Below are 21,627 nucleotides of genomic sequence, written 5' to 3'. Positions count from 1 at the left end.
TGCGCGCCGGCCTCACGCCGGCAGATGTGGCACCGCGTCGAACCTGTTCACCACGATATCCCGCTTGGTCTCGTCCACCCGCACGGTCATGTCGAAGCGGCCGTCGTGGAGCTCCTTCGACAGCACCTCGGCATTGCGGTGCAGCCAGCTGATGCCGGCGCCGTCGGCGGCGTCGATGGAGAGATCGAGCGTGGTCCTTTTCGCCGCGAGCCGCTGCTCGATCGCGGCGAGCAGAGCATCGACGCCCTCGCCCGACACGGCTGAGACCAGCATCGCCGGATGATCCTCCGGCCTGCGCGCGGCGATGTTGAGCAGCTCTTCGCGTTGCTCGGGGTCGAAACGATCGATCTTGTTCCAGACCTCGATGATGCGGCCGGAATCGTCCGGGTTGATGCCGAGCTGGCGCAGCACCGCATCGACGTCGCTCTGCTGCGCTTCGGCGTCTTCATGCGAGATGTCGCGGACATGCAGGATGACATCGGCTTCCAGCACCTCCTCCAGCGTGGCGCGGAAGGCGGCGACGAGCTGCGTCGGCAGGTTGGAGATGAAGCCGACGGTATCCGAGAGCATCGCCTTGCCGCCATGTGGCAGGTTGAGCGCCCGCAAGGTGGGATCGAGCGTCGCGAACAGCATGTCGGCCGCCTGCACATCGGCGCGGGTTAGGCGATTGAACAGCGTCGACTTGCCGGCATTGGTGTAGCCGACCAGCGCGACGACACGATACGGCACGCGCTGGCGGCCGGCGCGATGCAGACGCCGCGTCGCCTGCACCTTTTTCAGCTCGCTCTCGAGCTTGGAGATGCGCTCCTGGATCAGGCGGCGGTCGGCCTCGATCTGGGTCTCGCCGGGACCGCCCATGAAGCCGAAACCGCCGCGCTGGCGTTCGAGATGGGTCCAGGAGCGCACCAGGCGCGAGCGCTGGTAGTTGAGATGCGCAAGCTCGACCTGCAGCGAGCCTTCCCGGGTCTTGGCGCGGCGGCCGAAGATTTCGAGAATGAGCCCAGTGCGGTCGAGCACCTTGGCGTGCCATTCCTTTTCGAGATTGCGCTGCTGGATCGGCGACAATGCGCAATCCATCACAACGAGCTCGACCTCGAGGGTCTTGATCAGCCCGGCGATCTCCTCGACCTTGCCCTTGCCGATATAGGTCGCGGGGCGGATCTGGCTGACCGGCGCGACGATGGCGTCGGCAATGACGAGATCAATCGCCCGCGCGAGGCCCGCGGCTTCATCAAGCCGGGCCTCGGTATCGCGCAAGGCATGAGTCACCGATTGCACGTCGGCGCTGCCCGCGCGCACGCGCAAGTAGGGGCCGATGACAAGCACCCGCCCCGTCTGCGTAGCCCCTGCCGACCGCGGACGGTCGGCATCCCCGTCGAAATTCCGGGGTTCCAATCAGGTCACTCTCAAGCCGGCTGGTCCTCGCCGCCTTCGAACAACTGAATCGGAGCGCCCGGCATGATGGTCGAGATCGCATGCTTGTAGACCAGCTGCGAATGACCGTCGCGCCGAAGCAGCAAACAGAAATTGTCGAACCAGGTCACGATGCCCTGGAGCTTCACTCCGTTGACCAGAAAGATCGTCAGTGGCGTCTTGGTTTTGCGAACGTGATTAAGGAAGGTGTCCTGTAGGTTTTGTGCGCGGTCTGCCGCCATTGTTTTTTTCTCGCTTTGAGTTTCTTTTTATTGCGCCGAATGCGGCCCTCTTTGTGGAGTTCGGGGCCTCCTCCGGTTGCCGTCCCTCATGAGATCCCCCTCGGAAGGAACAGCGGTTCGATTAGAGGACAGGTCGGGGTATTAGGCAAGCCGCTTGAAGCGGCAGGCGTGGCCCTATTGCCCCGAAAAATTACGGAAATCGATGATTTTCTTTGCCTATTCCCGAGATGCCGTCGCAGCATTAGCCGACGCCGAGCGCTTTCAACTTCCGGTGCAAGGCCGAACGTTCCATGCCAACGAACTCGGCCGTTCGAGAAATATTTCCTGAGAAACGGCTGATCTGTGCAATCAAATAGTCGCGCTCGAACACCTCGCGTGCTTCGCGCAGCGGCAGGCCCATGATGTGCTCGCCATTGTTGCTGGTCGGCATCGCCGGCACCATCGAGCCGACATCCTGCGGCAGCATGTCGGCGGTGATGATGACTTCCGGCCCGCCGGCGGCCAGAATCATGACTCTTTCAACGTTGTTGCGGAGCTGGCGCACATTGCCGGGCCAGACATGCGATTGCAGCACCGCCATCGCGTCCTGACCGATCTGGCGCTTGGGCAGGCCGCTGCCGGCCGAGATCTGCTCCATGAAATAATCGATCAGTTCCGGAATGTCCTCGCGCCGCTCCGACAGTGCGGGCACGCGGATCGGCACCACCGAGAGCCGGTGGTAGAGGTCCTCGCGGAAACGGCCGGCCGCGATCTCCTCCTCGAGATTGCGGGCGGTCGATGAGATGATGCGCACGTCGACCTGCACCTTGGCGGTGCCGCCGACGCGCTGGAACGACTGCTCCACCAGCACGCGCAGGATCTTGTTCTGGGTCTCGCGCGGCATGTCCGCGATCTCGTCGATGAACAGCGTGCCGCCATGCGCCTCTTCGAGCGCGCCGGGCTTGCGCGGCTGCTCGCCATTGGACTGCTCGACGCCAAACATCTCATGCTCCATTCGCTCGGGCGTGATCGCGGCGGCGTTGATGACGACGAACGGACCGTCGGCGCGGCCCGAAGCGATATGCAGCGTGCGCGCGGTCAGCTCCTTGCCGGCCCCGGCGGGGCCGACGATCAGGATGCGGCTGTTGGCCTTGGCCGCCCGCTCGATGGTTTGGCGCAGCTGGTTCATGCTGGGCGAGCGGCCGACGAGCTGGCTGGCGCTCGGGGCGAGCTGCTTCAGTTCCTTGACCTCGCGCTTCAGCCGCGAGTTCTCCAGCGCTCTGGTCGCGACCAGGATGAGGCGGTCGGCCTTGAACGGCTTCTCGATGAAGTCGTAGGCGCCGCGCTTGATCGCGGCGACCGCGGTCTCGATGTTGCCGTGGCCGGAGATCATCACGACGGGCAGGTCGGCATTGTCCTTCTTGACCTGCTCCAGGAGCTGCAGGCCGTCGAGCTTGGAGCCTTGCAGCCAGATGTCGAGAAACACCAGATGCGGCCGACGATTGGCAATCTCGGCGAGCGCCGTGTCGCTGTCACGCGCGGTCCTGGTGACGAACCCCTCGTCTTCGAGAATGCCTGCAACGAGATCGCGAATATCGGCTTCGTCATCGACAATCAGAATTTCACTTGCCATGGATCGCGCCTGTCTTGTCAGCTGCCTGTTGAGGCTTCGATTTTGGTTGAATCATTGGTCTTTTCAGCCGGCTCTTTGGTTCCGGCGGCCGGCTCTTTTGTTGCCTGGGTCGCGACGGATTCCGTCGCCGTTTGCGTGATGTCGGGCTTGGAGGTTATCCCATTCGCACCGTTGACCGCCGGCCCTTGCTCCGTTGTCGCGGATTTCGCGGGTTGTCCTGACACGGCAAAGCGCATGCGCATCCAGGCACCGCGCTGGCCTGGACGGAAGTCGGAGGCGTCCTTCAGCTCGATCCGCCCGCCATGGTCTTCCAGCACGCGGCCGACGATGGCAAGGCCCAGCCCGGTGCCCTTGGCGCGCGTGGTGACGTAGGGCTCGAGCAGGCGCGAGCGCGCGACCTTGGGCAGGCCGATGCCGTTGTCGATGACGTCGATCAGCACGTCGTCGCCCTCGCGCGACACCACGACGTCGATACGCCCCTTGCCGAGCTCCTCGGGCGGGACCTGCTCGATCGCCTCGGTGGCGTTCTTGACGATGTTGGTGACCGCCTGCGAGATCAGGCGCCGATCGAACTGGGCGCGCAGCGGATCCTGCCTGAACTCGGCCTCGATGTCGATTTCGGGATGGGCGACCTTCATCAGGAACACGGCCTGGCGCACCGTGTCGGCGACGTCCTCGCCTTCCATCACGGGCTTCGGCATCCGCGCAAAGCGCGAGAACTCGTCGACCATGCGCCTGATGTCGTCGACCTGGCGGACGATGGTATCGGTGCACTGGTCGAAGATCTGCTTGTCCTTGGTCTCGGTGATGTCCTTGCCGAACTTGCGGCGGATGCGCTCGGCCGAGAGCTGGATCGGCGTCAGCGGGTTCTTGATCTCATGCGCGATGCGGCGCGCCACGTCGCCCCAGGCCGAGGTACGCTGCGCCGAGACCAGCTCGGTGATGTCGTCGAGCGTGATGATATAGCTGTCGTGCGGCTGGTTCTTCTCGGCGCTGACGCGGACCGACAGGTTGCGCTCGGTGCCGTCACGGGTGATCGTGATCTGGCCCTGCACCAGGCGCTGGGTGCCTTCCCGCGCCGTCTTCATCATCTCGTCGAGCTCGGGCAGCACGTCGGAGAGCGGATGGCCGAGCGTCTCGGCTTCGGAGTGCCCGATCAGTTTCTCTGCGGAGCGGTTGAGGATGCCGACGCTGCCGGACGCGTCGACGCCGATGATGCCGGCGCTCGCGGATGACAGCACCGCCTCGATGAAGCGGCGGCGGCTGTCGATGAGGTCGCTGGCATTGACCAGCTCGTCGCGCTGGCTGCGCAATTCCTGCGTCATCTTGTTGAAGGTCTCGCCCAGCTGGGCGAGATCGCCCTCCGACTGGTGCACGGGCACCTGGACGTGCAGGTCGCCGGTCGAAACTGTATGTGCCGCGTTCATCAGCCGCCGGATCGGCGAGACCAGCGAGTTGGCGAAGTTGAGACCGATCAGCACCGAAGCCATGAGAATGGTCAGCGCGATCACCGCGAACATCAGCGCGAAGGCGACCTGGATGCCGAGCCGGCGCGATTCGATCTGGGCGTATTCGGCGACGCTGACCTCGGTCTGCTTGAGCTGATTGACGACATTCGGATCAAGCGGCCTGGCGACATAGAGAAAGGTGTCGTTGAAGGCGCGCAGGCGGATCACCGCGGCAACGAAGCTCGCATCGGGAAGGACCGCGATCTCGGGCTCGTTCTCGTTGACGTTGCTGAGAAAGTCCGGCGCGGGCGGCGAATAAGCGAGCCGCATGCCGGTGTCGGCGGATTCCAGGATGTTGGTGTTCTTGTCGATGATCATCGCGCCCGGCAGGTTGCGCGACGCGGCGCTCGCCGTCAGCATCTCGCGGAACGAGCGGCGGTCCTGGTCGTAGAGCGGCCGGGCATGGGCGATGTCGTTGGCCATGCCGAGAATGTCGCCGCGGATCAGCTGGGCATGGTCCTGCATATAGGCCCGCGCGATCGTCAGCGAGTTCTGGATCACCTCCTTGGTCGGCCCGGAGAACAGCCGGTCGAGGCCGCGCTCGATGGTGACGTTGGCGACGACGGCGACCAGCACCGCCGGCAGCACCGCCACGATCGAGAACAGGCTGACGATCTGGACGTGGAGACGCGCCGCCGCCCTGCCCCGCCGCCGCGCCAGGATCAGCTGCCAGAGTTCCCGGATAATGATCCCGACCAGCAGCAGGATCGTGGCGGCATTGATCAGATAGAATGTGCGGACCACCCCGGGCGTCGGCTCGATCGTGCTCAGACCCGTCAGGACCAGGAAGGTCAGGAAGGCCGACAACAGCGCCAGCGCTACGGCAAAGGGTGCCAGCCAGCGTCGCACCGACCAACGCCGGGGCTCTTCCGCTGGGGCCGTGTCAAAGTGTGCGGCCGAGGTATCTGCGCTGGTCATTCCGGCAATGATGCTGAAAACGGGTCCGCGGACGCGCGGATACTGATGTATTCGTACCACATTGTTGCCGAATTGCGACAATTCCGCGGCGTGTTCGCCCTGGCGGACCCGCGCAATCCACAGGCACATGCCGCCTGGGCGGAACGGATTCCCGCCGTCCCGGCTTAATCCGCATGGATAGGATCTTTCTCGCGACGATGGTTTCGGCCGTTCTGCTGCTGATCGTGGCCGCCGACCTCCTGGTCAACGGCCTCGGCCTTCAGCAGCCGCCGCTGAATGTCGCGAGCGTGGTGCCAGCCTCCGGCGGACTGGTCAGATAGGCGCAATGGCCGCGCTGCGGCCGACGACCAATTTGAATGTGCGGGCGGAACATTAGAGTCCCGTCGGGACTTGTGCTCACCGCGTCAGCCACAACGGCCAGCGCGATCCGGACAGGCTCAGCTCTGCCTTGGTAGGGGGAGCTGAGCCACCGGTCCGCGCTAGCGCGTTTGGCGTTCGTCGCAAGAAAGTCAGCCCCCGCTCCGATACACCTGGATGTCGAGATCCCGGATCTTCTTCCGCAGCGTGTTGCGGTTGAGGCCGAGCAGGTCCGCGGCGCGGATCTGGTTGCCACGGGTGGCGGCGAGCGCGGCCGTGAGCAGCGGCACCTCGATCTCCTTGAGGATACGGTGATAGAGGCCAGGCGGCGGCACGCCGTTCGGGAAGCCCTGGAAGTGCGAGGACAGATACGCCTCCACGGCGCCGCCGAGATTGTCGACCCCCTGCTGGACCGCAGCCCCCGGGCTGACCGAGGGCGGCGCGAGTTCGCCGTCGATGACGGAGGACGTGATCACGTCCTGCGGATAGAGCGCGGCGAGCCGCCGGGCGAGGTTTTCCAACTCGCGCACGTTGCCGGGCCAGCGGTGCTGCTTCAGCCGCTCCAGCGCCAGCGTGTCGAGCTTCTTCGGCGGCAGACCGTCCTTCTCGGCCAGCGTGAAGAAGTGCCGCACGAGATCCGGCAGGTCCTCGATGCGCTCGCGCAAGGGCGGCAGCCGCAGCGGGACGACGTTGAGGCGGAAGAACAGGTCTTCGCGGAACAGGCCCTGCTGGATCAGCACGCGCAGGTCCTTGTTGGACGCCGCGACGATGCGCACGTCGGTCTTGATCGGAGTGCGGCCGCCAACCGTGGTGTATTCGCCCTGCTGCAATACACGCAGCAGGCGGGTCTGCGCCTCCATCGGCATGTCGCCGATCTCGTCGAGGAACAGCGTGCCGCCCTCGGCCTGCTCGAACCGGCCGGAGGCGCGGGTGTTGGCGCCGGTAAAGGCACCGCGCTCGTGGCCGAACAATTCGGACTCAATGAGATCGCGCGGGATCGCCGCCATGTTGACCGCGACAAAGGGGCCGTTGCGGCGCTTGCCGTAATCGTGCAGCGCTCGCGCCACCAGTTCCTTGCCGGTTCCGGACTCACCCGTGATCATCACGGTGAGATCGGTCTGCATCAGGCGCGCCAGCACCCGGTAGATTTCCTGCATCGCCGGCGAGCGGCCGACCAGCGGGATCGCCTCCATCTCGGCGTCCTCGTCCGGCGACGAGGTCCGCTCCTTCGGCTCGGCGAGCGCGCGGCCGACGATGGCGATCAGTTCCTTCAGGTCGAAGGGCTTTGGCAGATATTCGTAAGCCCCGCGCTCGGAGGCGCGGATCGCCGTCATGAAGGTGTTCTGCGCGCTCATGACGATGACGGGCAGGTTCGGCCGCATCTTCTTGATCCGCGGCAACAGGTCGAAGGCGTTTTCGTCCGGCATCACCACATCGGTGATGACGAGATCGCCCTCGCCCTGGCTGACCCAGCGCCACAGCGTTGCGGCATTGCCGGTCAGCCGCACTTCGTAACCGGCGCGGGACAGTGCCTGATTGAGAACGGTGCGGATGGCGGTATCGTCATCGGCTACGAGAATGCTACCTGCGGGCATCGTTGATCCTCATTTTGCCCCCTGTGACGCAGGCGACGACTTCCCGGCAGAGCCGTCGCGACTGCTTTGATCGGCGTGTTTGACCGATGTGGAATACATCGGCATCAGCACGCGGAAGGTGGTCTTGCGCGGCTGAGATTCGCATTCGATGATGCCCCCGTGATCGCCGACGATCTTGGCGACCAGCGCAAGGCCGAGACCCGAGCCGGTCTGCTTGGTGGTCACGAAGGGATCGAACAGGTTGGGCAGAAGATCGTCGGGCACGCCGGGTCCGTTGTCCTTCACGCAGAATTCGAGCGGAAGGGATACCCGCGATTTTTGACCGGGGACTGACAGGCGCACACCGGGTCGGAACGCGGTGGTGAGCTGAATCTCGGCATCGGGCACGTCGATCAGCGCTTCGGCGGCGTTCTTCACGAGATTGAGGAACACCTGGATCAGCTGGTCTTGGTTCGCCAGCACCGGCGGCAGCGAGGGATCGTAATCCTCGACGAAGCGGATGTTGCGGGCAAAGCCCGACTGCGCCAGCCGCTTGACGTGATCGAGCACCGAATGGATGTTGACGGGGCCGCGCACCACGGGGCGCTCGTCGCCGAACACCTCCATGCGGTCGACCAGCGTCACGATGCGGTCGGCCTCGTCGCAGATCAGCCGCGTCAGCATGCGGTCCTCGGACGAGGCCTGCTGCTCGAGCAGCTGCGCTGCGCCGCGAATGCCCGAAAGCGGATTCTTGATTTCATGCGCGAGCATTGCTGCTAGCGCTATCACCGAGCGCGCTGCGCTGCGATGGGTGAGCTGCCGATCCATCTTGTCGGCGATGGTGCGCTCCTGCAGCATCACGACGATATGGCCGGGCCGCTCGGTGAGCGGCGCAACATGCAGGTCGACCTGGCGGTCGCCGCCCATGCGCGGCGTGCCGAGATCGACCTTGTATTCGTTGACCGGCGCGTTCGAAGAGCGCACCTGGTCGATCAGCGCCAGCAACGGGCTGCCGAACGGGACCAGCTCCTTTAGCGACTGCCGCTTCAGGAATTGCGTGGAGATCTCGAAGAAGGCTTCGGTGGCGATGTTGGCGGCGACGATCTTGCCGTCGGGCCCGATCATGAGCACGGGGTTGGGCAAAGCATCCAGGATTGCGTCGCTGTCGGACTGAAGCGGCCGACGATGTTCAGCGGCTGAACTCATGCAGCAGCGCTCCATGCGAAGTCGTCGAAGGCGTCTTGCAGTGCATCGTGAACGAGGCGCGGATCCTCCGAGACCAGGATCTTCTGCCGCCAGGATTTCAGCTTCTCGGCCGGCGCACGGCTCGCCTGCGCTGCGACGTCGAGCGCCCAGCCCAGATGCTTGCGGGCGTGCCTCAGTCCGATGCGCAGGCCATAGAGCGCACAAACGCCGTCATAGAGCGTGCGGACATAATGCAGCTGCGTTTGGAGCGAGGGCACGGCTTCCTCGGCCCCGCCGTTCAGACGGCGGCCGATCTGGCCCGGCAGCCAGGGCTGGCCCTGCGCGCCGCGGCCGATCATCACGGCGTCGGCGCCCGAGGCGTCCAATGCCGCCAGCGCCTTCTCGTAGGAGGTGATGTCGCCGTTGACGACGAGCGGAAGGGAGGTGGCCTCGCGCACGGCGCGGATCGCATCCCAATCGGCCTCGCCCTTGTAGAACTGGCAGCGGGTGCGGCCGTGCACGGTGACGAGCTTGATTCCAGCGGCCTCGGCACGTCGCGCCAGCTCCGGCGCGTTGCGGCTGCGGTCGTCCCAACCGAGGCGCATCTTCAGCGTCACCGGCACCTTCACCGCCGCGATCGTCGCTTCGATCAGGCTGACGGCGTGGTCGAGGTCGCGCATCAAGGCCGAGCCGGACTGGCCGCCGGTGACGTGTCGGGCGGGACAGCCCATGTTGATGTCGATGATATCGGCGCCTTCCGCTTCGGCGATCCGGGCGCCTTCGGCCATCCAATGCATCTCGCAGCCGGCGAGCTGGACCACATGCGGGCCGATGCCAGTGGCTTCGCAGCGCAACCGGGACATCCGGTGGCCATTGGCGAGCTCATCGCTCGCGGTCATTTCAGACACAACGAGACCAGCCCCAAGCTCGGCGGCCAGCCGGCGGACGGGCGAGTCAGTCACACCCGACATCGGCGCCAGGAAGACCGGGGTGGCGACTTCAATATCGCCTATTTTCAACGGCTTAGAGCCTGATACTGCCGAGCCGGTCACAGGGGTCCCGTTGACTGGGCAGGGCCTCATCGCGCCTGCCATGATCTATCTTGCGCACAATTCTTGTGCAGTCAAGCGTCATGCCTACAGTTTAGACAGTTCTGCAGATCTTTCAAGTGCAGTGCAGCAAAATGCTGTTTCCCACAATCCGGGGAAACCCCCTTTTTTTGCGGGCCTGCCGTGCTAGAGGCATGCCGGCAAATCACCCCCTGCTCTTTCATTAGCAATTGAGTATTTGAGTCCTATGGCGAAATCACAGCGCACCGCGGTCGTCCTCGTCGCAGCCGGGCGTGGACTGCGCGCCGGCGCCGGCGGGCCGAAGCAATATCGCGAGATCGGCGGCGTGCCCGTGATCCGCCGCGCCATGGAAGCCTTCAGCGGTCACACTGAGGTGTTCGCGGTGCAGCCGGTGGTGAACCTCGACGACAGCGCCATGTTCACCGCAGCGGTCGCAGGGCTCAGGCACGAGCCACCGACCAATGGCGGCGCGACGCGGCAGGCTTCGGTGCTCGCCGGCCTCGAAGCGCTGGCCAAGCACAATCCGGACATCGTGCTGATCCACGACGCCGCGCGCCCCTTCGTCTCGGAAGGCGTGATCTCGCGCGCGATCGAGGCGGCGAGCCGCACCGGCGCTGCGATCCCCACCGTTGCCGTCACCGACACCATCAAGGTCACCGGCGAAAGCGGCAACGTCGAGGCCACGCCGGAGCGCGCTTCCTTGCGGATCGCACAGACGCCGCAATCCTTTCGTTTCGACGTCATCCTCGAGGCGCATCGTCGTGCGGCAAGGGATGGACGCTCGGATTTCACCGACGATGCCGCGATTGCCGAATGGGCGGGATTGACGGTTGCAACCTTTGAAGGCGATGTTGCCAACATGAAGCTCACAACTCCCGAGGATTTCGTGCGCGAGGAAGCGCGCCTGGCCGCCCAGCTCGGCGACATCAGGACCGGCACCGGCTACGACGTGCACGCCTTCGGCGAAGGCGACCATGTCATGATCTGCGGCGTGCGCGTGCCGCACACCAAGGGTTTCCTGGCTCATTCCGACGGCGATGTCGGCCTGCATGCGCTGGTCGACGCCATTCTCGGCGCTCTCGCCGACGGCGACATCGGCTCGCACTTCCCGCCGAGCGATGCGAAGTGGAAGGGCGCCTCCTCCGACCAGTTCCTGAAATATGCCATCGAGCGCGTCGCAGCGCGCGGCGGCCGCGTCGCCAATCTCGAGGTCACGCTGATCTGCGAGCGGCCGAAGATCGGCCCGTTGCGCGACACCATGCGCGCGCGCATCGCCGAGATCTCCGGCGTCGACATCTCGCGCATCGCAGTGAAGGCGACCACCAGCGAGCGGCTCGGCTTCACCGGCCGCGAGGAAGGCATCGCGGCGACCGCGAGCGCCACCATCCGCCTTCCCTGGGGCGTCTAGGCCATGGGCGGCAGCGACGCACGCGCCCTCTCCCGCTCGCTGCTCGATCTGTGCCGGATGCGCAAGCTGACGATCGCAACGGCCGAATCCTGCACCGGCGGTCTCGTCGCGGGCGCACTGACCGACATTCCCGGCTCGTCCGATGTCATCGACCGCGGCTTCGTCACCTATTCCAACGAGGCCAAGCGCGCGATGCTTGGCGTCGAGGCGAGCACGTTGGCCAATTTCGGCGCCGTAAGCAAGGAGACCGCGACCGCAATGGCAATCGGTGCGCTTGAGCGCGCCGATGTCGATCTCGCGGTCGCCATCACCGGCATCGCCGGCCCGGGCGGCGCCACGCCCGGCAAGCCGGTCGGTCTCGTGCACTTCGCCGCCGCCGCGCGCGACGGCCGCATCATCCACCGCGAGCACCGCTTCGGCGCCATCGGCCGCAGCGCGGTGCGCGCCCGTTCCGTTGTCGAGGCTTTGCGCATGCTGATGGATCTGGCCCGCGGCCCGCAAGTCGCGGCCAAGCCGCAGCGCACCGCCGCCAGCCGCCTGCGCCCGCGTGTGACGCGCTCACCGCGCCGGCATGTGGTCAAACGCAGGCCGCCACGTCCGCCGCGGGGATAAATCGTCTCAGGCGGCCGTGGCAAGCAGCGCGCTCGCATGATCGAGCACGCACTGCTTGACCGCGCCAGCTTCAGACGGTTTCGCCTTGGCGCTAACCGTCAATTCCAGGATCGGCGCGGCGGGATTGGCGACATCGAGGACCTTGCTGACGGAGACGGCAGGTTGCGCCTGATCGTCGATGCGGGAATCCTTGCGAAGCTCCTTCAGGATGCGATCGGCCAGCGCCGGAACGGCGCCGGCGGGGACCGGAAACGTCACCTTGATCTCGCCCGTGCCAGGATAGGCGCTGTGGTTGATGATGGCCGCGCCCCAGACCTGTCCATTCGGCAAAAGGATTTGCGTGTTGTCGGGCGCGACCAGCTCGGTCATGAACAGCGACAGCGACCTCACCTTGCCCGCCTTGCCGGCGACCTCGACATCATCGCCGATGTGAAATGGCCGGAACAAGAGCAGCATCACGCCGGCGGCGAGATTGGACAGCGTGCCCTGCAAGGCAAGACCAATGGCGAGCGAGGTCGCGCCCAGCACGGCAACGAGGCTCGCCGTCTGGATGCCGAACAGCTGCAGCACGGCGATGCCGACGACCGCGAGCACGCCATAGCGCGCAAGGCTGCCTACGAACAGCGTCACCAGCGGGTCGACGCGGTGCGTAACGCTGAGGACGCGCGTGACGAAGCGTTGCATCGCGCCGGACAGATACCAGCCGACCGCGAGCAGCAGGACCGCGTAGATCGCGTTCAGGCCATACAGGACAAGCGAAGCTTTCAGCGTGTCGAAATTGATGGTCATGGCGGCTCCAACCCGGTCAGTCGGTTGAGAACGCGCCGCGATGCGAAATGATCCCGGTGGATGCTGATGGGGAACACGGAGCGATGTTGGATTGGGAGGGCACGCCCGCCGCTCCATTGTCATTGCGAGCGCAGCGAAGCAATCTAGAATCCCTCCGCGGAGACGCCCTGGATTGCTTCGCTGCGCTCGCAATGACGGTGGAGAGAGCAGTGCTGATCGCGACTACGTCGACGCCAGCTTCGGCCGGCCGTAGATCGCGTCCGCCCGTTTCTCGAACGCCGTCGAGAACCGCGCGAAGGCGGCATCGAACATCGAGCCCATCAGCATCGCCAGCATGCGGCTCTTGAATTCGTAGGCGAGGAAGAAGCCGACGTCGCAGACGCCCTCGCCCTTGGGCTCGAACGTCCAACGGTTTTCCAGATTCCTGAACGGACCTTGCAGATATTCGACCAGGATCTTCAGATTGGCGCGGTCGAGCGTCACGCGGCTGGTGAAGGATTCCTTGACCAGCTTGAACGACACCGTCATGTCGGCGACCAGCACCTCGGTGCCGTCGGGTTTCGCCATGCGCTGGCGCACCTTCAGCGCGCTGCACAGCGGCACGAATTCCGGGTAGCGCTCGACATCGGCGACCAGATCAAACATCTCGGACGCGCTGTGGTTGACACGGTGCTTGCTCGAAACTCGATGCATGGTACGTCAGCGGGCGTGAGCTGCCCGCGCAGCCTTCAGTCTCGCGAAATCCTCGCCGGCATGATGCGACGAGCGGGTGAGCGGGCTTGCCGACACCATCAGGAAGCCCTTCGTGTAGGCGATCTTTTCGTAGGACGAGAACTCGTCCGGCGGCACGTAGCGCATCACCGCGTGATGCTTGCGGGTCGGTTGCAGATATTGTCCGATGGTCAGGAAGTCGACGTCGGCCGAGCGTAGATCGTCCATCACCTGCTGCACCTCGTGGCGCTCTTCGCCGAGGCCGACCATGATGCCGGATTTGGTGAAGATGGTGGGATCGAGCTCCTTGACCCGCTGCAGCAGCCGGATCGAATGGAAGTAGCGCGCGCCGGGCCGGACCGTGAGATAACGCGACGGCACCGTCTCGAGATTGTGGTTGAAGACATCGGGCTTCGCCGCGACGACGATTTCGAGCGCCCCCTCCTTGCGCAGGAAGTCGGGCGTCAGGATCTCGATCGTGGTCGAGGGACACGCGGCCCTGATCGCGCGGATAGTCCGAGCGAAATGCTCGGCACCGCCGTCAGTGAGGTCGTCGCGGTCGACCGAGGTGATGACGACGTGGGCCAGGCCGAGCTTGGCCACGGCCTCGGCAACGTGCTGCGGCTCGGCCGCGTCCAGTGCATTGGGCAGGCCGGTCTTGACGTTGCAGAAGGCGCAGGCCCGGGTGCAGGTGTCACCCATGATCATAAAGGTCGCGTGCTTCTTGTCCCAGCACTCGCCGATGTTCGGGCAGCCCGCTTCCTCGCACACCGTGTGCAGGCCGTTGGCGCGCACGATGTTGCGGGTATCGGCATAGCCGCGGGTGTTCGGCGCGCGCACGCGGATCCAGTCCGGCTTCGGCGGCGAAGCGGAATCGGGCCGATTCACCTTTTCGGGGTGGCGCGGGCGCAGCGGGTTCGAGATGGTATCGACAATAACGACCATGGGGTGTCCGGTCTGTTCAGGTCCTACCTAGTCGGTCTGGCCTGGCATCGCAACCCGGCTCGCCCCGCTTCAGGGAACATGGCAGATATGGGCAATATCTTGCTCTGTTCTCAGGCGATTCTCACCTCGAATGGCTCCAATCTCGAACGCTTCACCACCGCGGCTCGGCAAGCCCCTGAAGCGCGCCTTCTTCGGACGCAGCGTCCATGAGGTCGCGCCCGACCTGATCGGCGCCACCATGCTCGTCGACGGCGTCGGCGGGATCATCGTCGAGGTCGAGGCCTATCACCATACCGACCCGGCGGCGCACTCCTATCGCGGGCCGACGCAGCGGAACCAGGTCATGTTTGGCCCACCTGGCTTTGCCTATGTCTACCGCTCCTACGGCATTCATTGGTGCGTCAACTTCGTCTGCGAGGAGGAAGGCTCGGCCAGCGCCGTGTTGATCCGTGCGCTGGAGCCGACGCATGGCCTGGCTGCGATGCGCCGACGCCGGCATCTGCAGGAGGTGCGTGCGCTGTGCTCGGGCCCTGGCAAGCTGACCGAGGCGCTCGGCATCACCATCGCGCACAACGCCCTGCCGCTGGACCGGCCTCCCATCGCGCTGCATGCGCGAACCGAGGATGTCGAGGTCGCAACCGGCATCCGCATCGGCATCACCAAGGCGGTCGAGCTGCCCTGGCGCTACGGCGTCAGGGGCTCGAAGTTTTTGAGCAAGCCGTTTCCGAAATAAGCCTAAAGCGCGATGAATCATCATCGCGCTTTAGGTTATTGTTTGAGCATGATCTTTCCGGAAAACCGCTGCACACTTTTCCGGATCATGCTCTAAGACGCCTGCTTCAGCCGCTCCATTGCCTCAAGCAGCTTCGCCTTGCGCGCCAGCGCCGTCTCGCGCTTTTCGCGCTCCTCCTCGACGACCTCCTCGGCCGCGTTGGCGACGAACTTCTCGTTCGCCAGCTTCGACTCGGCGCGCTTGATGTCGGCCTCGGCCTTGCCGATCTCCTTGTCGAGACGCGTGCGCTCGGCGGCGACGTCGATCACGCCCTTGAGCGGCAGCGCGGCGACCTCGCCGCGCACCAGCAGCTGGACAGCGCCGTCGGGCGCGCGGTCGGCGAAGGAGATGTCCGACAGCCGCGCCATACGCTTGATGACATCGGCCCAGCGCGGCGCGCGCTCCTTGGTTTCGGCCGAAGCGCCTGCGAGCACCAGCGGCGTCAGCGTTGCCGGCGCGATATTCATCTCGGCGCGCACCGAGCGGATCTGCGTGACGAGGTCGATGACCCAGCCGATCTCGGCCTCGGCAGCCGGATCGGTGAAGTCGGCATGATCGAAGATCGGCAGCACCCAGGCCGGCGAGACGAGCGCATCGGTCGGTCCCGTGGTCGCCGCAAGCATCGCGAGCTGCTCCGGCGTCGGCTCGACCGGCTTCAGCGGCCACGGCGCCAATGCGAGCAGGCCGTCGCGTTTTGCCGTCACCTCCCACAGCTCTTCGGTGATGAAGGGCATGAAGGGATGCAGCAGCTTCAGGATCTCGTCGCGCGCCCAGGCGACCATGGCGCGGGTCTCGTCCTTGGCGGGGCCTTCCGGACCGAGCAGCACGGGCTTGGCGAGCTCGACATACCAGTCGCAGTAGACGTTCCAGACGAAGCGATAGATGCTGCCGGCTGCATCGTTGAAGCGATAAGCTTCGATCGCCTCGGTCACCTCGCGCGTGGTGTGGGCGGTCTCATGCGCGATCCACCGGTTCAGCGTCTCCTTTGCCTTCGCCGGCTCGAAACCATCAGGCACGGCGCAGTGGTTCATCTCCGCGAACCGGCACGCGTTCCAGAGCTTGGTCGCGAAATTGCGGTAGCCTTCGACGCGGCTGGTGGCGAGCTTGATGTCGCGCCCCTGCGCCGCCATCGCGGCCAGGGTGAAGCGCAGCGCGTCGGCGCCGTATTCGTCGATCAGGTGGAGGGGATCGATGACGTTGCCCTTCGACTTCGACATCTTGGCGCCCTTCTCGTCGCGGACGAGGGCGTGGATGTAGATGGTCGAGAACGGTACTTCCTTCATGAAGTGCAGGCCCATCATCATCATGCGGGCGACCCAGAAGAAGATGATGTCGAAGCCGGTCACCAGCGCATTGGTCGGATAATAGCGCTGCACCTCGGGCGTCTCGTCGGGCCAGCCGAGCGTCGAGAACGGCCACAGCGCCGAGGAGAACCAGGTGTCGAGCACGTCCTCATCGCGCGTGATGAAGCCTTCCCGCTTGTTGCGGTCGAGCGCCATCTCGCGGCCCTGCTCGGGCGTAATGACCTCCTGCTCGACGTAATAGCCGAGCGCGTGGCTGATGGCCTCCTCCTCGGTCTCGGCGACGAACACCTTGCCGTCAGGGCCGTACCAGGCCGGGATCTGATGGCCCCACCAGAGCTGACGCGAGATGCACCAGGGCTGGATGTTCTCCATCCACTCGTAATAGGTCTTTTCCCAGTTCTTCGGCACGAACGTCGTTTCGCCCGAACGCACCGCCGCGATCGCAGGTCTCGCCAGCGTCTTGGCGTCGACGTACCACTGGTCGGTCAGGTAGGGCTCGATCACGCTGTTGGAACGATCGCCGTGCGGCACCATGTGGGTGTGCGGCTCGATCCGTTCGACGAAGCCGAACGATTCCAGCCGCTCGACGATGCGCTTGCGCGCAGCGAAGCGGTCGACCTTGTGGAATTCCTCGGCGAATTGCGCAGCGCCTTCGGGCAGGTCGCGCAGATAATCCTCGTTGTCGAGGAGATCGAGACAGCCTTCCCTGTCGAGCACGCTGATCCGGCGCAGCCCGTGGCGATTGCCGACCTCGAAATCGTTGAAGTCGTGCGCCGGCGTCACCTTCACAGCGCCCGATCCCTTTTCGGGATCGGAATACTCGTCGGCGACGATTTTGATCTTGCGGCCGACCAGCGGCAGGACGACGTTCTTGCCGATCAGCTGCTGGTAGCGATCATCCTCCGGATGCACGGCCACGCCGGTATCGCCGAGCATGGTCTCGGGTCGCGTGGTGGCGACCACGATGAAGCTCGAGGGATCCTCGGGGTTGAACGTCTTGCCCTCGATCGGATAGCGCAGATACCAGAGGTGGCCCTTCACTTCCGTCTGCTGCACTTCGAGATCGGAGATCGCGGTGAGCAGCTTGGTGTCCCAGTTCACCAGCCGCTTGTCCTTGTAGATCAGGCCCTCACGGTGCAGCTCGACGAAGACCTTGACGACGGCCTTCGATAGGCCCTCGTCCATGGTGAAGCGCTCGCGCGACCAGTCGCAGGACGCACCGAGGCGCTTGAGCTGGTTGATGATGGTGTCGCCACTCTCGGCCTTCCACTGCCAGACCCGCTCCAGAAACTTTTCGCGGCCCATCTCGCGGCGACCGGGCTGCTGGCGCTCCATCAGCTGCCGCTCGACCACCATCTGGGTGGCGATGCCGGCATGGTCGGTGCCGGGCTGCCACAGCACGTCGCGACCCCGCATGCGCTCGAACCGGCAAAGGATGTCCTGCAGCGTGTTGTTGAGGGCGTGACCCATGTGCAGCGAGCCCGTCACGTTCGGCGGCGGGATCACGATGGTGAAGGGCACGGCATCACGGCGGTCGGGCCGGCCAGCCTTGAACGCAAGGCTGTCCTCCCACACCACGGACATGCGAGTTTCGATATCGGCGGGCTGGTAATTTTTCTCGATCATGGGGCTGCTAGAAAGCCGCGCGAGGGGGCCAAGTCAACGAAAAGTCAACGAAAAGGTCAGGGAAAACGAGGCGGCAACAGCGCTTTCCAGCCCGGTCCGGCGCCCGAATATGACGCCCAAGCCGGGCTTTATGAGGGCCCTTCGGCCACCCTCAGCGGCCCCCGCGCGAGACCCGCTCGATTTCGGCCTTCACGATGCGTTCAACCAGGCCGGGCAGGTTGTCGTCGAGCCAGGACTTCAGCATCGGCCGCAGCATCTCCTTGACCAGGTCCTCCAGCGTCCGCGCATTGCTGCTGAGCACCGTATGGGCCAGGGAGTTGAAGGCGGATTCGACCGCGGAGACCGTCGATTGCGCGAGGATCGGCTGCTGCGGGGGCAGCGGCGGCGCGTCGAAGTCCACCGGCGCGTAGGACGGCGGCGGGGCGGGACGCGGCGGCTCGGCGAATTCGAGATCGTCGCGTGGCTCGACCTTGCGGAAGGTCGGCGGCGGCGGAGGTGGCGTCGGGTCCATCGCCATGTCGTCGGTCAGTTCGAGCACGTCGGGCTCAGGCTCGGGCTCTGGCTCGGGCGCGCGGACCTCCGGCGTAGGTGTGGCCGCATCGAGACCCGCCAGCAACGCGTCGATATCGTCCTGGCTGTTGGATGCGTCCGCCGCGGGCGCCGGCGCAGGTGGCGGCGCCGGCTTTGCAGCCGGCGGCGGTGCCGGCTTCTCGGCGGCGGGTTTAGGCGGAGCGACCTTGGATGGCGGAATGTCGTTCATCGCCTGCGGCTTCGGCGGCGCGGCGGGCGCAGCAGCCTTCTCGGGCTTGGCGGCCTCAGCCGGCGGGGGCTTTGCCTCGTCGTCGGCAATGATGCGCCGGATCGAGGCCAGGATCTCCTCCATCGAGGGTTCTGTGACCTTTGCAGGCTGCGTCATCTCCGACTCCACATCATCAACGCCCTCGCATGCGTTGTTTTACACCAAGCACGGCAGGATTGGCCGGTTCCGCAACGATGGGTCCGCCATTTTCGTCGCCGCAGCCCGACTTGTCCCCAGATCACGGCTCGACGCGCAGCGGTGCGCCCCTGCCCCCGGCGCCGAAGCGTTACGCACACGACATCAACGCGGGCGAATCGACCCGCATCATCTTGGCAAGGCTATGTCAGGGATTTTGACGATTGCAAGCAAAGCACCGGTCGACCTCGGCTATTGGCGAGATCGACCGGATGATTACGGGAATCAGCGGCCGTCAGGCGTGCGCACACCCGCCCAGCTGTCCCGCACCTGATGATAGTGAACGCTGGGGTCGTAGGTCGTAGTCGCAAGGCCGAGGACCTGCGGCGATAGACGCCCGACCGCCGCGAGGACGTTATACGATGCGACCACGCGATCGTGCTGCGCGGTCACCAACGCAACGCGCGCGTTCACCAGCGCCTGCTGCGCATTGAGCACGTCCAGCGTGGTGCGCTGGCCGGCCTTGGCCTCCTCGCGGACGCCGTTCAGGGCGATCTCGGACGCCGTCACCTGCGCCTGAGCCGACTGCACCTGCGCCTTGGTGGCCTGCAGCGAGCCCCACCATTGCACAATGGTCGCGCGGGTCTGGTCGCGAGTCGTTTCGAGGTTGAGCCGCTGCTGCGCCAGGTTCTCCTTGGACTGGCGGATCAGCGAATATTCACCACCGCCATTATATATCGGCACGGTGAGCTGCGCGATCGCCGATGCGGTGTACGAACGCATCTGAATCAAGGATTGTTCGTCGGCCCGCTGGGCCGTTGCCTGAACCGAAAGTGTCGGCAGCAACGCTCCTTCATTGATCTTGACCTGCAGATAATTGACGTCGATGCCGTACATGGCGGCCGTCACGTTGGGGTGCTCGATCAGGCCGAGCTCGATGGCGGAAGCCAGCGTCTGAGGCAGAAACCGATCGACAGGCGAGCCGGGCGCAAGATTCGTGGGCTCGTTGCCGATGATGCGACGGTAGTTCGCGCGGGTCGTCGTCAGATTCGCTTCAGCGGTGAGCGCCTGGGTCCTCCCGGCCGCCAGTTGCGCTTCCGATTGGGCGACGTCGGTGCGGGTCACTTCGCCGACATTGAAGCGGTCGCGGGTCTGCTTCAGTGTCTGCTCGAGGACGCGCACGTTGCTGCGCTGGACTTCGAGCGTGGCGGCATCCCGCAAATAGTCCATGTAGGTCGTCGCGGCGCTCAGCAGTACGCTCTGATCCATACCGCGCAGCGCTTCACGCGTACCAGACACCTGGCTCTCCGCCGCGCGGGTCCGGTTGGCGGTCTGGTTGCCATTGTAGAGCGTCTGTGTCGCCGTCACGCCAATGCTGCGAGGCACCCTCGTTCCGTAGACTGAGTTGGTCCCCGGGGCACTCTGCAAATCTTGATATGAATAGCCACCGGTCGCTGTCAGATTGACCCTCGGGCGATAGCCCGACAAGGCCTGAGGCACGCCCTCGTCAGTCGAGCGCACCTGGGCACGCTGTGCGTTGAGCTGCGGGTTGTTCTGATAGGCGCGCACCAGCGCGCCCTCGATCGTATCCGCCAAGGCAGGTGTCGGCCCGGCAAGCGCCAGCAGCAGGACCGAAACCGCAGCTCCGGTGAAGAGCTTCACCCCATGCATCCGTGAAATTCCGTTCGTTCTAGCGCCCTGCTCGTGCCCGCGAGCCGGGGTACCGTACCAATGGAGTCGTTGCCCCGCCGCAACATAGGACGCGGTCAAGCGCGACGGAACTACCTGGGGGTGGTTCTCAGTGGAAACTCTTCGCGTGCAGCATCCCGGCCACACTTCTGATTCAGAACGGGATTTGGGGCGGCTTTGGGGCCGTCAGAAGACAAAGGCAGCCGCCCGTTCCAGCCCGGGAAGCACCGGGGCGGCGGCGTCGAACAGGGTCCGATGACCGAATTCGCCGTGGGTACGGGTCACGATCGTGGCGCGCGGCGGCCTCGATTCGGCCGACACCCCCACCAGGCGCCCACCCTCCTTCAGCTGCCCGAGCAGCGCTTCCGGCATCACCTCGGCCGCGCCGTTGAGGAGAATCACATCATAGGGGGCAGCAGCAGGGTCCCCCTCGGTGCAGGCCGCCGCCTTGCAGGCGACATTGGCAAGCCCCTGGGCGGCGAAGCCGTCGCTGGCCTTGGCCGCCAAAGCCGAATCGCACTCGGTCGCCGTGACCTGACGCGCGAGCTTGGCGGCCAGTGCGGCGAGATAGCCGGTGGCGCAGCCCACGACCAGCACGTTGTCATCCGCGCCGATCTCGGCGGCCTGGAGCAGCTTGCCGGTCAGCGCCGGCTTGATCAGGAACCGCTTGGCGGCGCCTTCGCTGACGTCGAGGTCGAGATCGAGGTAAGCCAGCGCCTGCCGGCCGGCCGGCACGAAGGCCTCGCGCGGCACCGTGAGCATGGCATCGAGAACACGACGGTCGGTGACGTCATTGGTGCGCACCTGGCCATCGACCATTTTTTGGCGCGCGGTCGAAAAACCGGACATTTGCGGACCCTGCAATGCGGACGATGCCGCGGAGAAAAATCGCGGCATCTTTTGGAGCATGCTCGGTCAAAACGCAACATAGCGGTTGGCGATGCGCGTTTCGCCCTCC

At 65.2% G+C, this 21,627-nt stretch carries 18 protein-coding genes; 4 read left to right on the top strand and 14 right to left on the bottom strand.

The genetic code is table 11. The features are described from left to right. Positions 1–12 precede the first annotated feature (12 nt). The 4 genes from hflX to I6F33_RS08705 all read right to left on the bottom strand — a co-directional run bounded on the left by hflX (position 13) and on the right by I6F33_RS08705 (position 5,693). On the bottom strand, positions 13–1,395 hold the full coding sequence (gene hflX / locus I6F33_RS08720) for a GTPase HflX (RefSeq protein ID WP_198399778.1): 1,383 nt from the start codon (positions 1,393–1,395) through the stop codon (positions 13–15). 11 nt (positions 1,396–1,406) lie between these two features. After that, complete coding sequence (gene hfq, locus I6F33_RS08715) at positions 1,407–1,655, bottom strand: RNA chaperone Hfq (protein ID WP_007591126.1); 249 nt, start codon at positions 1,653–1,655, stop codon at positions 1,407–1,409. A gap of 241 nt (positions 1,656–1,896) precedes the next feature. Further along, complete coding sequence (locus tag I6F33_RS08710; protein WP_225141949.1) at positions 1,897–3,267, bottom strand: sigma-54 dependent transcriptional regulator; 1,371 nt, start codon at positions 3,265–3,267, stop codon at positions 1,897–1,899. Positions 3,268–3,284: 17 nt separating this feature from the next. After that, positions 3,285–5,693, bottom strand: coding sequence for a PAS domain-containing sensor histidine kinase (locus tag I6F33_RS08705; RefSeq protein ID WP_225140848.1), 2,409 nt, complete (start codon positions 5,691–5,693; stop codon positions 3,285–3,287). 173 nt (positions 5,694–5,866) lie between these two features. On the opposite strand from I6F33_RS08705, the gene I6F33_RS08700 reads away from it, so the two are divergent. Further along, a complete protein-coding gene (locus tag I6F33_RS08700) occupies positions 5,867–6,013 on the top strand; it encodes a hypothetical protein (protein WP_167361662.1) in 147 nt (48 codons plus the stop codon). Positions 6,014–6,202: 189 nt separating this feature from the next. On the opposite strand, the gene ntrC is transcribed toward I6F33_RS08700, so the two are convergent. From ntrC to dusB, 3 genes are read right to left on the bottom strand one after another with little or no spacing between them, the layout of a single operon-like run. Further along, a complete protein-coding gene (gene ntrC, locus I6F33_RS08695) occupies positions 6,203–7,645 on the bottom strand; it encodes a nitrogen regulation protein NR(I) (protein ID WP_035999368.1) in 1,443 nt (480 codons plus the stop codon). Between the two features lie 9 nt (positions 7,646–7,654). Then, positions 7,655–8,830, bottom strand: coding sequence for a nitrogen regulation protein NR(II) (locus tag I6F33_RS08690; RefSeq protein ID WP_035999469.1), 1,176 nt, complete (start codon positions 8,828–8,830; stop codon positions 7,655–7,657). After that, positions 8,827–9,828: a tRNA dihydrouridine synthase DusB gene (gene dusB / locus I6F33_RS08685; protein WP_085968735.1), complete on the bottom strand. Its 1,002-nt coding sequence runs from the start codon at positions 9,826–9,828 to the stop codon at positions 8,827–8,829. Before dusB ends, I6F33_RS08690 begins: the two co-directional genes overlap by 4 nt. 277 nt (positions 9,829–10,105) lie before the next feature. Here dusB and I6F33_RS08680 point away from each other — a divergent pair, with 277 nt between their 5' ends. After that, the gene (locus I6F33_RS08680) at positions 10,106–11,287 is read left to right on the top strand and encodes a bifunctional 2-C-methyl-D-erythritol 4-phosphate cytidylyltransferase/2-C-methyl-D-erythritol 2,4-cyclodiphosphate synthase (protein ID WP_225141946.1); all 1,182 of its coding nucleotides are present in this window, start codon (positions 10,106–10,108) and stop codon (positions 11,285–11,287) included. Between the two features lie 3 nt (positions 11,288–11,290). Continuing rightward, positions 11,291–11,899 carry a CinA family protein gene (locus tag I6F33_RS08675; RefSeq protein ID WP_035999375.1) on the top strand — a complete coding sequence of 203 codons (609 nt, stop codon included), beginning with the start codon at positions 11,291–11,293 and terminating at the stop codon, positions 11,897–11,899. Positions 11,900–11,905: 6 nt separating this feature from the next. On the opposite strand, the gene I6F33_RS08670 is transcribed toward I6F33_RS08675, so the two are convergent. From I6F33_RS08670 to lipA, 3 genes are all read right to left on the bottom strand, one after another. Then, entirely contained in the window at positions 11,906–12,688 is a 783-nt protein-coding gene (locus tag I6F33_RS08670) for a mechanosensitive ion channel family protein (RefSeq protein WP_050996038.1), read from the bottom strand. Positions 12,689–12,910: 222 nt separating this feature from the next. Then, a complete protein-coding gene (locus tag I6F33_RS08665) occupies positions 12,911–13,381 on the bottom strand; it encodes a type II toxin-antitoxin system RatA family toxin (protein ID WP_027542754.1) in 471 nt (156 codons plus the stop codon). Positions 13,382–13,387: 6 nt separating this feature from the next. Continuing rightward, positions 13,388–14,344, bottom strand: coding sequence for a lipoyl synthase (gene lipA, locus I6F33_RS08660; protein ID WP_036028026.1), 957 nt, complete (start codon positions 14,342–14,344; stop codon positions 13,388–13,390). A gap of 130 nt (positions 14,345–14,474) precedes the next feature. Here lipA and I6F33_RS08655 point away from each other — a divergent pair, with 130 nt between their 5' ends. Beyond that, on the top strand, positions 14,475–15,077 hold the full coding sequence (locus I6F33_RS08655; RefSeq protein ID WP_036028025.1) for a DNA-3-methyladenine glycosylase: 603 nt from the start codon (positions 14,475–14,477) through the stop codon (positions 15,075–15,077). A gap of 92 nt (positions 15,078–15,169) precedes the next feature. On the opposite strand, the gene I6F33_RS08650 is transcribed toward I6F33_RS08655, so the two are convergent. The 4 genes from I6F33_RS08650 to I6F33_RS08635 form a co-directional block, all read right to left on the bottom strand. Continuing rightward, positions 15,170–18,046, bottom strand: a complete 2,877-nt coding sequence (locus I6F33_RS08650; protein WP_225141944.1) for a valine--tRNA ligase — start codon at positions 18,044–18,046, stop codon at positions 15,170–15,172. A 151-nt stretch (positions 18,047–18,197) separates the two neighbouring features. Beyond that, entirely contained in the window at positions 18,198–18,962 is a 765-nt protein-coding gene (locus I6F33_RS08645) for a PopZ family protein (RefSeq protein WP_057029343.1), read from the bottom strand. Between the two features lie 303 nt (positions 18,963–19,265). Next, positions 19,266–20,651 (bottom strand): TolC family outer membrane protein, encoded by a 1,386-nt coding sequence (locus I6F33_RS08640; RefSeq protein ID WP_035999388.1) that lies wholly within the window; start codon positions 20,649–20,651, stop codon positions 19,266–19,268. Positions 20,652–20,855: 204 nt separating this feature from the next. Beyond that, the gene (locus I6F33_RS08635; protein WP_225141942.1) at positions 20,856–21,518 is read right to left on the bottom strand and encodes a protein-L-isoaspartate O-methyltransferase; all 663 of its coding nucleotides are present in this window, start codon (positions 21,516–21,518) and stop codon (positions 20,856–20,858) included. Positions 21,519–21,627 lie beyond the last annotated feature (109 nt).

It is taken from the genome of Bradyrhizobium sp. BRP20, assembly GCF_020194215.1.
GTDB lineage: Bacteria > Pseudomonadota > Alphaproteobacteria > Rhizobiales > Xanthobacteraceae > Bradyrhizobium > Bradyrhizobium yuanmingense.
Note: the sequence above shows the minus strand (reverse complement) of the source record. Positions and strands in the feature narration are given on the sequence as shown.